General features: G+C 70.9%; 12 protein-coding genes. 6 read left to right on the top strand and 6 right to left on the bottom strand.

All coding sequences use genetic code 11. The features are described from left to right. Positions 1 to 54 precede the first annotated feature (54 nt). From AB0C03_RS27565 to AB0C03_RS27555, 3 genes are all read left to right on the top strand, one after another. On the top strand, positions 55 to 489 hold the full coding sequence (locus AB0C03_RS27565) for a hypothetical protein (protein ID WP_156057442.1): 435 nt from the start codon (positions 55 to 57) through the stop codon (positions 487 to 489). Further along, on the top strand, positions 486 to 1,070 hold the full coding sequence (locus AB0C03_RS27560) for a TlpA family protein disulfide reductase (RefSeq protein WP_051708314.1): 585 nt from the start codon (positions 486 to 488) through the stop codon (positions 1,068 to 1,070). Before AB0C03_RS27565 ends, AB0C03_RS27560 begins: the two co-directional genes overlap by 4 nt. Before the next feature lie 206 nt (positions 1,071 to 1,276). Then, positions 1,277 to 3,172: a CocE/NonD family hydrolase gene (locus AB0C03_RS27555; protein ID WP_051708312.1), complete on the top strand. Its 1,896-nt coding sequence runs from the start codon at positions 1,277 to 1,279 to the stop codon at positions 3,170 to 3,172. 89 nt (positions 3,173 to 3,261) lie between these two features. Here the strand turns inward: AB0C03_RS27555 and AB0C03_RS27550 are convergent, their stop codons facing one another. The 3 genes from AB0C03_RS27550 to AB0C03_RS27540 all read right to left on the bottom strand — a co-directional run bounded on the left by AB0C03_RS27550 (position 3,262) and on the right by AB0C03_RS27540 (position 6,776). Further along, positions 3,262 to 4,191 (bottom strand): LLM class flavin-dependent oxidoreductase, encoded by a 930-nt coding sequence (locus AB0C03_RS27550; RefSeq protein WP_036411162.1) that lies wholly within the window; start codon positions 4,189 to 4,191, stop codon positions 3,262 to 3,264. Further along, the gene (locus tag AB0C03_RS27545) at positions 4,188 to 6,050 is read right to left on the bottom strand and encodes an LLM class flavin-dependent oxidoreductase (protein ID WP_245233596.1); all 1,863 of its coding nucleotides are present in this window, start codon (positions 6,048 to 6,050) and stop codon (positions 4,188 to 4,190) included. Before AB0C03_RS27545 ends, AB0C03_RS27550 begins: the two co-directional genes overlap by 4 nt. A 246-nt stretch (positions 6,051 to 6,296) precedes the next feature. Further along, positions 6,297 to 6,776: a MarR family winged helix-turn-helix transcriptional regulator gene (locus tag AB0C03_RS27540; RefSeq protein WP_357639796.1), complete on the bottom strand. Its 480-nt coding sequence runs from the start codon at positions 6,774 to 6,776 to the stop codon at positions 6,297 to 6,299. A 122-nt stretch (positions 6,777 to 6,898) separates the two neighbouring features. Between AB0C03_RS27540 and AB0C03_RS27535 the strand changes: the two genes are divergently transcribed. Then, entirely contained in the window at positions 6,899 to 7,546 is a 648-nt protein-coding gene (locus AB0C03_RS27535; RefSeq protein WP_030330864.1) for an FMN-dependent NADH-azoreductase, read from the top strand. A 38-nt stretch (positions 7,547 to 7,584) separates the two neighbouring features. On the opposite strand, the gene arsB is transcribed toward AB0C03_RS27535, so the two are convergent. From arsB to AB0C03_RS27520, 3 genes are all read right to left on the bottom strand, one after another. Further along, complete coding sequence (gene arsB, locus AB0C03_RS27530; RefSeq protein WP_030330862.1) at positions 7,585 to 8,679, bottom strand: ACR3 family arsenite efflux transporter; 1,095 nt, start codon at positions 8,677 to 8,679, stop codon at positions 7,585 to 7,587. 68 nt (positions 8,680 to 8,747) lie between these two features. Further along, positions 8,748 to 9,155: an arsenate reductase ArsC gene (locus AB0C03_RS27525; RefSeq protein ID WP_156057440.1), complete on the bottom strand. Its 408-nt coding sequence runs from the start codon at positions 9,153 to 9,155 to the stop codon at positions 8,748 to 8,750. Positions 9,156 to 9,202: 47 nt separating this feature from the next. Then, positions 9,203 to 9,598 carry an ArsR/SmtB family transcription factor gene (locus tag AB0C03_RS27520; protein ID WP_030330851.1) on the bottom strand — a complete coding sequence of 132 codons (396 nt, stop codon included), beginning with the start codon at positions 9,596 to 9,598 and terminating at the stop codon, positions 9,203 to 9,205. Between the two features lie 227 nt (positions 9,599 to 9,825). Between AB0C03_RS27520 and AB0C03_RS27515 the strand changes: the two genes are divergently transcribed. Both AB0C03_RS27515 and AB0C03_RS27510 read left to right on the top strand, forming a co-directional pair. Then, a complete protein-coding gene (locus tag AB0C03_RS27515) occupies positions 9,826 to 10,323 on the top strand; it encodes a GNAT family N-acetyltransferase (RefSeq protein WP_030330848.1) in 498 nt (165 codons plus the stop codon). Between the two features lie 74 nt (positions 10,324 to 10,397). Beyond that, complete coding sequence (locus AB0C03_RS27510) at positions 10,398 to 11,807, top strand: NAD(P)-binding domain-containing protein (RefSeq protein WP_030330846.1); 1,410 nt, start codon at positions 10,398 to 10,400, stop codon at positions 11,805 to 11,807. Positions 11,808 to 11,828 lie beyond the last annotated feature (21 nt).

Raw genomic sequence — 11,828 nt, 5'->3', positions numbered from 1 at the left:
GGTCCGCGGCGACAGGCCGCCGCGGACCCGGCAGGCGGGCCGAAGGAGGATGACGTGCGGCGAAGCATCATGACTCTGCTGCCCCTGCTGCTGGCCGGCGCGACCGGCTGCGGCGCCGTCGGCGCCACCCAGGAGGCGGTCTCCCCGACGACCGTCCGGGTCCTGGTCCGCGACATCAACATCCGGGCCGCGGGTGTGGACTGCGCCGGCACCGGCCCGTACACGCACTTCCACAACCGGGCGCCGTACCGCGTACTCGACCCGGACGGGGCGGCGGTGGCCAGCGGGCAGCTGCCGGCGGGAACCGCGGTGGCCGCCTTCGCCGAGGACCTGGGGGTCGAGCGCATGCCCACCTACTGCGAGTTCGCCGTTGCGGTGCGCGTGCCGCAGCGGGCCTCCTACCGGCTGGAGGTGGACGGCCGGCCGGCGCTCGACCTGACGTCGGACAGCAGCGAGGGCCCGGCGCTGGTGGCGGTGGTCCCGTCATGAGGCGGGCACTCCTGCCGCTGCTGCTGACTGTGGCACTGCTGGGCGGATGCAGCACGCCCACACCCGAGGCCGGGCCTCCACCGGCGCCCGCCGGAGGGGCGGCGGCGCTGCCCGGACCGGTCCCCGCCGACCTGGCGTTGCGCCCGGCACCCGGCACCGCCCCGGCCGCCCCGGCGTTCACCGGCGCGCTGACCGACGGCACACCGTTCGCCGCCGCCGAACTGTGGGCGCAGCGCCCCGTCGTCTTCACCTTCTTCAACTCCTGGTGCACCACCTGCGCCAGTCGCCAGGCCGCCCTCAGCGAGCTGGCCCGCAGCTATCGGGACCGGGTGGTCTTCGTTGGCGTGGCCGGCGCGGACCAGGCCGACGAGGTCCAGGACTACCTGCGCGCCCACCAGGTGGAGTATCCGGTCGTCCTGGACGACCAGCAGACGATCTGGCGTTCGTACGCGGTGCGGGAGCCGCCGGCCGTCGTGCTGGTGGCCAAGGGTGGCGCACTGCTGCGCGGCTGGCCGGGTGGCCTGGACGCCCCGACCCTCGACCGGCGGCTGCGGGAGCTGGTGCTGGCCGGCCAGCCGTAGCCCCGTCATCCAGACACCCCGGTGCGACGCCGGCCCGGCACCGGTCGGCGTCGCACCGGGGTCTTGCCGTGCCCGCCGCACTGCTGCCCGCCGGGCGACTGACGCACCCCGTCGAAGCACGCCCGACGAACTTCCTACACGTGCAGGTGGTGGCACCGGCCGCCGGCTCGTAGCGTACGCAGCCTCGGACACATCAAGGAGAATGCATGGCTACAGTGGGAACGCGGTGGCGCAGAGGCGTGGCCGTACTGTCCGCGACAGTGCTCGCCGCCCTCGGCGCGGCACCACAGGCGCTGGCGGCGGACGGCCCGCCGTCGATCGTCGTCCAGGACGGCGTCACCCAGCCGGTGTTCGGCTACGCCGACGCCATTCGGGAACGCCTCTTCATCGACTCCACCTTCGACAGCGACAACGACGGTCTGCGCGACATCATCGCGTTCGACCTGATGCGGCCGGCGGCCACCGCACAGGGGCTCAAGGCCCCCGTCGTGATGGACGCCAGCCCCTACTACTCGACTGTCTGCCGGGGCAACGAGTCCGAGTGCAAGGCGGACCTCGACGGCGACGGGCTGCTGGACAAGTGGCCCCTGTTCTACGACAACTACTTCGTGCCGCGCGGCTACGCGGTCATCCTGCTGGACATGGTCGGCACCAACAACTCCACCGGCTGCCCGACCACCAACGCCAACCAGGACAACCTGAGCGCCAAGCAGGCCATCAACTGGCTCAACGGCCGGGCCACCGCCCGTAACGCCGCCGGTGAGATCGTCAAGGCGGACTGGCACAACGGCAAGACGGGGATGATCGGCAAGTCGTACGACGGCTCGCTGGCCATGGCCACGGCGGTGACCGGCGTGAAGGGCCTGACCACCGTCGTGCCTATCAGCGGACCGACCGAGTACTACGACTACGTGCGCAGCAACGGCGTGGTCACCCGCGGCAACAGCTACGTGTCGTCGCTGGCCAACACGGTCACCAATCCCGAGCGTCGGGACTACTGCAAGCCGGTACGCGACGCGATAGGCGCCGCCGACGGCGACGAGCACGGCGACTACACCTCCTTCTGGAACGAGCGCAGCTACGTCAAGAAGGTCCCCAACGTCACCGCCAGCGTGCTGCTCTACCACGGCCTCAACGACGACAACGTCCGCCCGGACCACTTCAGCAAGTTCTGGTACGCCCTGGCGGAGAACAACGTGCCGCGCAAGCTGTGGCTGTCGCAGGAGGGCCACGTCGACCCGTTCGACTCGCGCCGCGCGGTGTGGGTGTCGACGTTGCACCGGTGGTTCGACTTCTGGCTGCAGGGCGTCGCCAACGGCATCATGGACGAGCCGCGGGTGGACCTGGAGCGCTCCGCCGACGTGTGGGAGACCCACGCCGACTGGCCGATCCCCGGCAAGGCCGACACCGAGGTGTTCCTGCAGCCCGGCGCCACCGGCGCGGGCGGTCTCGGGCTGGTGCCCACCGCGAAGCCGGCGACCGGGGCGTTCCAGGACAGCCGCACGCAGAGCCAGAACACCATGATCCTCAACCCGGACGTGGTGCAGCCCAACCGGCTGGCGTTCCTCTCCGCGCCGCTGTCCGCGCCGCTGCACATCTCCGGCACGCCCACCGTGCAGCTGCGGGCCTCCGCCGACCAGGCCGACACCAACCTCGGGGCCATCCTGGTCGACTACGGCACCGACGAGCGGGTCGCGCACCGGGCCTCCGGCGAAGGGATCATCACCCTGGACACGTCGGACTGCTGGGGCGAGAGCAGCCCGACCGACGACGGCTGCTACAAGCAGACGGCGAAGCGGGTGGCCACCGCCGACTACGAGCTGGTCACCAAGGGCATCATGGACGCCCAGAACCGGCAGTCGATCCGCGTCGCCGTGCCACTGGTGCCGGGGGAGTCGTACAACTTCAGCTTCCCGCTGCTGCCGGAGGACTACGTCTTCAAGCCCGGCCACCGGATCGGCGTGATCATCGTGGCCAGCTACCCGCAGTACTCCAGCCAGGCGGACACCACCGCCGCGAACCTGAAGGTCGCGCTGAAGAGCAGCAATATCGTCCTGCCCGTGGTCGGTGGCACCGCCGCCGCACACGCCGCCGGTCTCTGACCGGCTGATCGCCGGGCCGCCCAGCGTGGCTCACCACCGGGCGGCCCGGCGATCACCTCTCCGGGCCGCCCACCCCCACCTCGCGGCTCCTACGCTCTGGGCGGCCGGGCGGCTGCGCCGGCCTTGCGTTCCCGCTCGACGACCTCTCGCACGGCAGGTGCGATCTCGGCGCCGAAACGCTCGGTGATGCTCGGGTCGTCCCCACCGATGATGAAGGCGCTGATGCCGTCCCGCAGCGCCAGGTCGACGATCTGGTCGACCCAGGCGGCGGGCGGGCCGTTGAGAAGCCCACGCGGGGCTGACGAGAGCTGGACCTTCATGAAGTTCATCAACCGTCGTACGGCTGCCGGGTCGCGGCCGGCGTCGTGCGCCGCGCCGTCGATTCGCGCGTTGAGTTCCGGTAGGGAGTCGGCGCCCCGGGGCAGGTACTCGATGCTGGGCAGCCAGCCGTCGGCGACCGCACCGGTGAGCGCGAGCATCTTGGGCTTGTACGCCCCGACCCAGATCGGGATGTCGTGGGCGGGACGCGGTCCGCGTCGGGCGCCCTTGACCGAGTAGTACTGCCCGTCGTAGCTCACCTCGCCGGGGGCCGTGGTGTCCCAGATCTCGCGGATGATCTCGATCCCTTCGCGCAGCGCGGTGACGCCCTGGGCGGCGCTGAGCCGGCGTCCGCCCATGGCGGCGATGCCGTCCCAGAACGCACCGGCACCGATGCCGAGTTCGAAGCGGCCGCCGCTGAGGATGTCGAGCGAGGCGGCGGCCCGGGCCAGGACGGCCGGTGGCCGTAGCGGCAGGCTGGTGACGTTGGCGTTGAGGTGGACGCGCTCGGTGCGGGCCGCGGCGAAGGCGAGCAGGGTCGACGTGTCCAGGTACGAGGCCTGGTACGGGTGGTCCTGGAAGCTGACGAGGTCGAGGCCGGCCCGGTCCGCGGTGACCGCCAGGTCGACGACCTGTCGGGCCTGTTGTGCGGCGGGTGTGATGAAAGCGCCGAAGAGCAGGTCGTGTCCGTAGTCGGTCATGCCTGTGCCTCCTTCGTTGTCCGCGGGTCGATGGCGAAGTTGTCCCGGAAGAGGTTGTCCGGGTCGTAGCGGTGTTTGAGTGTGCGAAGGCGCTCCAACACCGGTGCCGGGAAGGCGTCGAGCAGCCGTTCGGGACTGCGGTCGGTCTCGAAGCTGAGGTAGAGGCCGTCGAAGTGCTGACGCAGTGGTTCCCATACGGCGTTGAGGCGCTGATTGTTCTGGCCCATCGCCGTCAGCTGGAATGCCGGCGTCCGATGGCTGAAGGACGCCTCGCCCGGTGCGACGTCGGCGATCGCGCCGCCCATGGCCCGCAGCTCGAAGAAGTAGACGCCCCCGCTGCGAAGCATCGCCGCGGCATCACGGGCGAACTCGGGGGTCAGTGTGGGCAGGAAGGCCGACCGCGAGTTCGGCTCGCCGAATCCCTGGTGGCCGTTCGGCCCGACGTCGGCGGCGTTGCCCATGACTCCCGAGTACGGCGTCATCACCACCTGCTGTCCGGCGAGCGCCCCGAGTTCCAGGAACGGTGTCAGGCGCGCCACGACGGTGTCGGGATCCGGGTTGTCGACCACAGCGAAGAGTTGGATGGTCGACGTGCCCGCACGCGGCTGCCCGGTCACGAGGAACACCGTGGTGTCCCGTGGTGCCGAACTGGCCAGTTCCGCGAAGCGGCGCAGCGACTGCTCGATGTCGGTGGAGAGCAGGACGAGTTGCGCCCAGCCGACCTCGCCCACCTCGTCGACCTCGAATTCGAACGAGGTGGCGATGCCGAAGTTGGCGCCCGCTCCCCGTACGGCCCAGAACAGTTCCGGGTTGTGCTCTCTGCTCGCCCGCACCTGCCGTCCGTCGGCGAGTACGAGGTCGACCGACCGGAGATGATCGATCGTCAGGCCGTGGTTGCGCGAGAGCAGGCCGATTCCGGCCGCGGTGGCGAGCCCGCCGACGCCGACGCCGCCGTAGTCGCCCGAGCCGAGTGCCCACCCGTGCGGGGTCAGGGCTTCGGCGACCTGCTTCCAGGTCGCGCCGGGGCCGATGCGCACGAGCCGGCGGACGGGGTCCACCACACTGATCGTGTTCATGGCGCCCACGTCGATCACCAGGCCGCCCCGGTTTGTCGAACGGCCGCTGATGCCGTGGCCGGCGCTGCGGATGCCGAGGGGCAGGTGCCGGTGTCGTCGGGCGAACTCGATCGCGTCCGACACCTCGGCCGGTGTCGAGGGCCGCAGCACCAACCCGGGAGCACCGCCGCGCAGATAGGTGGAGGACAGGGAGCGGTACTGCGGATCGCCGGGCTCGACCGCGGCGTCGGCGAGTGACGCTGGTACGCCGTCGTAGTCGATGCCCGGCTTGCGCTGGGCGCGCACCGCGGCCGAGCGTCGGCGTACGCCGCTGCGGTGGTCGCCTTCGGCGGCGAGCGCTGCGAGGCGTTCGACGTCCTCGCGCGAATCCACCGGGACCACGACGGGCAGGTCGGCTTCGGCGAGGCGGGCCAGTTCCGCCGGCTTCGCGTCCCGTGGCGCGACGACCCAGCCGGCGGGGTCGGAGATGATCCGCCCCTGCGCCAGCAGGTCGATGCTGTCCAGCGCCTTGGCGATCACGCTCGGGTACTGCGCTTGCGGGTCGGTCGGATCGGGAGCGGTGGTGGCGCCGGCGGGGGCACCGATGGCGATCCGGCGTGTCGATCCCGCCAGCCAGACCGCCGCGGTCCAGGGGTCCAGGCCGGCTGATGTCCCGGTCGCCGCGTCGGCGACGACCACAAGGTCCAGGCCGCGTTCCTCGGCGAGGCGGGCCAGCTCGACTGTCTCCAGCGGCGCGCGGGCCAACCGTGACGCGTCGAGGACGATGCCGATCTCCATGATCATCTGATGTTCCCCATCCCGACTCGCGCGAGCAGTGCGATCACTCGCGCTCTGAACCCTGTCGCGGCCGGTGTCTGGTGCCGGTCGTCGCTCAGTTGAATGCTCGGCCAGGGAGATAATATTCCACGCAGACGATCTGCTCGGCAATGCGTACGACGATCACCCGGGCGGCCCGGGAAAGGGACGCCGTGACCTGGGGGTGCAGTTCCGCCCGGTGGAACAGGCGACGCGGTGCACCCCGCCCGGGCGTCAGCGGGTGCTGGCCTCCGGAGCCTCGGAAATCTTCCGGGTCACATGGCAGGCCACCTCGCGCAGGACGTCGATCTGGCTCGCGGTGAGGCCGTCGATGACGTAGTCACGGACGGCCGCGACGTGGCCGGGGGCCGCGGCGACCACAAGATCCCACCCGGCGTCGGTGAGCGAGGCCACGGTGTAGCGGGGGCTTTCCGGGTCGGGGGTGCGGCGGAGCAGGCCTCGTTGTTCGAGGCGTTTGACGACGTTCGACAGTCGGGACAGCGAGCAGCTGAGGTGGCTGGCGAGGTCACTGAGTCGCATGGTTCGCCCCGGCGCCATGGACAGGCCGCTGAGCACGAAGTAGTCGAACAGCGTGAGGTGGTTGTCCTGCAGGAGTTGGGCGTCGAGGGCGCTCGGCAGGTTGAACATGAGTTTGGCCAGCGCAAGCCAGGCGTCGCGCTCGTGGTCGGTCAACCACCGAGGTTCGTCGGGCATGGCGCAAGCGTACGTGTCGGCGTGGTTCACGAGGGTGAGGGACGTCTCCTTCAGGTTCAAGCTTGAACAATCTGCTCTAGGGTGAAGTTCAACCTTGAACCTCAGTTCCCCAGGGAGTGCTCGTGACCTTGTTCCGGCTTGATGCCAGCATCCGAACGCACGGCTCGGCGAGTCGTGAAATCGCGGACATCGTCGAGGAGGAGTGGCTCGCCAGTCATCCCGGCGACACCGTCGAGCGCCGCCACGTCGGGGTGGACACCCTGCCGGCAACCCTCTGGGCGGCGGCGGTGTCCGCCGGTATGACGCCGGCCGAGGAACGCACCGCCGAGCAGCGGGAGGCGGTGGCCCTCGCCGCGACGCTGGTGGACGAGTTGCGGGCCGCCGACGCGTTGCTGTTCGCCGTGCCGCTCTACAACTTCGGCGTCTCCCAGCATTTCAAGACGTACGTCGACGTGGTGCTCGCGGACCCGCGGGCGACAACGGAGCCGTTCCTGGCGGGTAAGCCCACAGTGCTCGCCACGGTGCGTGGTGGCGCGTACGGTGCCGGCACACCTCGGGAGGGCTGGGACCACTCGACGCCGTACCTGCGCCGGATCATCGGTGACTGCTGGGGCGCCGACCTCACCGTTGTCGAACGCGAGTTCACCCTGGTCGGGGTCAACCCCGCACTCGACGCGTTCGTCGACCAGGCCGCCCAGATGCACGCCGGGGCCCTGCAGTCCGCCCGGGAGGCCGGTCGTGCCCTCGGCGCGCTGAGCGTCCCGAGCTGAGCCGTCTCTTCCCGAGAACCGGAACGCGGGTCAAGCGGTCACCCCGAAGCTGCCGGCTTCAGCTGCTTGATGTCGGGGTGACCGAACCGGCGCCGGGCGGCGAGGCTGACGTAGACGAGGGCGACCAGCACCGGCACCTCGATCAACGGCCCGACGACGCCGGCGAGGGCCTGACCGCTGGTGACGCCGAACACGCCGATCGCCACGGCGATGGCGAGTTCGAAGTTGTTGCCGGCGGCGGTGAAGGCGAGCGTGGTGGTGCGTTCGTAGCTCAGGCCGATCGCCCGACCGATGGCGAACGAGCCGAACCACATGATCCCGAAGTACGCGAGCAGCGGCACCGCGATGCGGGCCACGTCCCAGGGCTGGGCGGTGATCGCGTCGCCCTGCAGGGCGAAGAGCAGCACGATGGTGAACAGCAGCCCGTACAGGGCGACCGGCCCGATCCGCGGCAGGAACCTCGCCTCGTACCAGTCGCGGCCCTTGGCGCGTTCGCCGAGTCTGCGGGTGAGGTAGCCGGCGGCCAGGGGGATGCCGAGGAACACCAGGACGCTGCCGGCGATGTCCCAGCCGGAGACGGAGAGCCCGGCCTGCTCCAGGCCGAGCCAACCGGGCAGCACGGTGAGGTAGAACCAGCCGAGCAGGCCGAAGGCGAGGACCTGGAAGACCGAGTTGAGGGCGACCAGGACGGCGGCGGCCTCGCGGTCGCCGCAGGCCAGGTCGTTCCAGATGATGACCATCGCGATGCAGCGGGCCAGGCCGACGATGATCAGGCCGGTGCGGTACGCGGGCTGGTCGGGTAGGAGCAACCAGGCCAGGGCGAACATGACGGCGGGGCCGACGAGCCAGTTGATCACCAGGGAGGAGATCAGCAGGCGTCGGTCGGAGGTCACGGTGTCGAGGCGGTCGTAGCGGACCTTCGCCAGGACCGGGTACATCATGACGAGCAGACCGAGGGCGATGGGTACGGATATTCCGCCGACCTTGACGAGGTCGAGGGCCTCGTCGAGGCCGGGGATCAACCGGCCCAGGAGCAGGCCGGCGACCATGGCGGCGCCGATCCATACCGGCAGCAGCCGGTCCAGCGTCGAGAGTCGGGGTGCGGTGCTCGACGGGGTGGTCGGCGTCGTCATGTGCCTGGTTCCTCTGTTGGTTCCACGGGGGGCCGGTGGCAGGTCTGGTGGCCGGTGCGCTCGCGCGGTCAGATGGCGGAGCGCAAGTCGCTGAGGAGTTTCTCCACCCGGGTACGGATCTCGTCACGGATGGGGCGTACCGATTCGACGCCCTTGCCGGCGGGGTCGTCGAGTTTCCAGTCCTCGTAGCGCTTGCCGGGAAAGACCGGGCAGGTGTCCCCACAGCCCATGGTCACGATGACGTCAGAGGTCTCCGCGGTGGCGTACTCGAGGAGCTTCGGTGTCTGGTCGGTGATGTCGATGCCGACCTCGCGCATCGCCTCGACGGCGGCCGGGTTGACGGTTTCCGCGGGAGCGGAGCCGGCGGAGCGGACCTCGACGGCGTCGCCGGCGAGGTGGCGCAGCCAGCCGGCGGCCATCTGGGAGCGGCCGGCGTTGTGCATGCAGACGAACAGGACGCTGGGCTTGGCGGGCACCAGGGCCCTCCTTTCAGTACGGGGTGCGGCGTCGGGAGAGCGCCCGGTCAGGAGTCGGTGGCAGGCTGTGCGGCGGTCACCGGTTCGACGGTGAGCAGCGCGGCGAGTTGGCGCAGGATCACCGGTCGGGCCCGGTAGTACACCCAGGTGCCGCGCCGCTCGGCGTCGACGAGGCCGGCCTCGCGCAGGGTCCTGAGGTGATGCGAGATGGTCGGACCGGTGAGGTCGAAGGCGGGGGTGAGATCACAGACGCACACCTCGCCGTTGTCGGCGGAGGCGATCATCGACATCAGCTGCAGGCGAACCGGGTCGCCGAGGGCCTTGAACGCCGGCGCGAGCAGGGTGGCGGTCTCGGCCGGCATGCGGTGCTGCGCCAAGGACGGGCAGCAGACCGCGTCGGCTGTCACGTCCACGAGGGGGAGAGGCGCCGCTTGTTTCGACATTCCTCTAGGTTGACATCTCTCTAATCAGCGTGCAACTGTCTGTTTCGACGGACGTCAAGACAGCGCCTCGGCACCGAGCGGCGTCGCTCCCACGCGACGTGGGCTGCCCCGCGCAACCTGTCTCCGACGGTCCTTCGCTCGCCGTGGATAGCCTTAATCGCCTGTTGCCGATGAAAGGGTGAGGTGGTCATGGGTCGACCCGCCCCCAGCCCGAACGGAACCTGCTGATGACCGACATCACGGTGCGCCCCCTGCGGGACGAGGACGCCGAGCGGGTCCTGGCCATCTACCAGGCCGGGCTCGACGCCGGTAACGCCAGCTTCGAGATCACCGCACCGACCTGGTCGGCGTTCGACGCGGCGAAGCTGCCCGACCACCGCTTCGTCGCGGTGGACGCCGATGACAGGGTGCTCGGTTGGATCGCCGTCGCACCCACCTCGGCCCGCGACGTCTACGCCGGGGTGGTCGAGCACTCCGTCTACGTCGATCCCGCCGCGCAGGGCCGCGGCATCGCCCGGCTGCTGCTGGACCGGCTGATCATCTCCACCGAGGCCGCCGGCATCTGGACCATCCAGTCCGGAGTCTTCCCCGAGAACGCGGCCAGCCTCACCCTGCACGAGCGGGCCGGCTTCCGGATCATCGGCGTACGCGAGCGGATCGGTCGTCACCACGGCCGCTGGCGCGACGTCGTCCTGCTCGAGCGGCGCAGCCCCGTCGTCGCCTGACCAACCGCAGGCCCACCCGTGGGCCCCGTCCACTCCGTTGATTCGATAACTGTCAAAGCAGAGGAGTCTTGCTGATGAGCACCCTGAACGAGCTGCCCGTCATGGTCATCGGTGCCGGCCCGGTAGGTCTGGCCGCCGCCGCGCACCTGCACGAGCGGGACATCGCGTTCACCGTCCTCGAAGCCGGCGACACCCCGGGCGCCGCCGTCCGCCAGTGGGGGCACGTGCGCGTCTTCTCGCCGTGGCGGTACAACATCGACCCGGCCGCCCGCCGCCTCCTCGACGCGGCCGGTTGGGTCGTCCCCGATCTGGAGGCGCTGCCCACCGGAGCGGAGCTGGCCCGCGACTACCTCCAGCCCCTCGCCGAGCTGGCGCAGCTCAAGCCGCACCTGCGCTACGGCGCCCGGGTCGAGGCGATCAGCCGCCGGGGCCTGGATCGGCTGCGCACGGCCGGTCGTGACTCCACCCCGTTCCTGATCCGCCTCAGCGACGGCGAGGAGCTCCTCGCCCGCGCCGTCATCGACGCGTCCGGCACCTGGGGCACCCCGAACGTCCTGGGCGCGTCCGGCCTGCCCGCCCACGGCGAGAGCACCGTCGCCGCGTTTGTGGAGCACGCGCTGCCCGATGTTCTCGGCGCGGCCCGGGACCGTTTCGCCGGCCGGCACACCCTCGTCGTCGGGGCCGGCCACTCCGCCGCGAACACCCTGCTGTCCCTGGCCGAACTGGCCGAGTCCACGGCGGGCACCGCGGTGACCTGGGCGATCCGGACCGCCTCACCGGCGCGTACCTACGGCGGCGGGGACGCCGACGCCCTCCCGGCGCGTGGCGCCCTGGGCTCCCGGCTGCGCGCGCACGTCGACGCCGGCCGGATCCGGTTGCTCACCGGCTTCTCCGTGCACGCCCTCACCCCGACAGATGGCCGGGTCACTGTGCTGGTGCGCCACGCCGACGGCGAAGAGGAGTCCGTCACCGTCGACCGGGTCGTCGCCGCCACCGGCTTCCGCCCCGACCACTCGATCGCCGCCGAGCTGCGCCTGGACCTCGACCCGATCATGGGTGCCACCCGCGCCCTCGCGCCGCTGATCGACCCGAACGAGCACTCCTGCGGCACCGTCCCCCCACACGGCGTGAACGAACTCGCCCACCCGGAAACCGACTACTACGCCGTCGGCATGAAGTCCTACGGCCGGGCGCCCACCTTCCTCATGGCCACCGGGTACGAGCAGGTCCGTTCCGTCGTCGCCGCCCTCGCCGGCGACTGGGACGCCGCCCACGCCGTCCAGCTCGACCTGCCCGAAACCGGCGTGTGCAGCAGCAACCCCGCCGACTCCGCCACCGGCGACAGCTGCTGCGGGCCGGCGTCCGCAGCAGAGCCGGTGGCACGCGGACTCGCCACCGGCATCTCCGGCGGGTTGCTGTCCACGCCCCTGAACCTGGTCACCCTCGACGCCGCCCCCGCTCAGGCCGGCGGCTGCTGCAGCTGACCTCTACCACCACGACGGTGC

Source organism: Micromonospora parva (genome assembly GCF_040649675.1).
Taxonomy (GTDB): Bacteria; Actinomycetota; Actinomycetes; order Mycobacteriales; family Micromonosporaceae; genus Micromonospora; species Micromonospora parva.
This window is presented reverse-complemented; position numbering and strand designations above follow the sequence as displayed.

Excerpts from the sequence above, each read along its gene's own strand:
- AB0C03_RS27560 (WP_051708314.1), top strand. The coding sequence starts at position 486 with ATGAGGCGGGCACTCCTGCCGCTGCTGCTGACTGTGGCACTGCTGGGC.
- AB0C03_RS27520 (WP_030330851.1), bottom strand. The coding sequence starts at position 9,598 with ATGTCGAAACAAGCGGCGCCTCTCCCCCTCGTGGACGTGACAGCCGAC.
- arsB (WP_030330862.1), bottom strand. The coding sequence starts at position 8,679 with ATGACGACGCCGACCACCCCGTCGAGCACCGCACCCCGACTCTCGACG.
- AB0C03_RS27515 (WP_030330848.1), top strand. The coding sequence starts at position 9,826 with ATGACCGACATCACGGTGCGCCCCCTGCGGGACGAGGACGCCGAGCGG.
- AB0C03_RS27510 (WP_030330846.1), top strand. The coding sequence starts at position 10,398 with ATGAGCACCCTGAACGAGCTGCCCGTCATGGTCATCGGTGCCGGCCCG.
- AB0C03_RS27545 (WP_245233596.1), bottom strand. The coding sequence starts at position 6,050 with ATGATCATGGAGATCGGCATCGTCCTCGACGCGTCACGGTTGGCCCGC.
- AB0C03_RS27550 (WP_036411162.1), bottom strand. The coding sequence starts at position 4,191 with ATGACCGACTACGGACACGACCTGCTCTTCGGCGCTTTCATCACACCC.
- AB0C03_RS27540 (WP_357639796.1), bottom strand. The coding sequence starts at position 6,776 with ATGCCCGACGAACCTCGGTGGTTGACCGACCACGAGCGCGACGCCTGG.
- AB0C03_RS27555 (WP_051708312.1), top strand. The coding sequence starts at position 1,277 with ATGGCTACAGTGGGAACGCGGTGGCGCAGAGGCGTGGCCGTACTGTCC.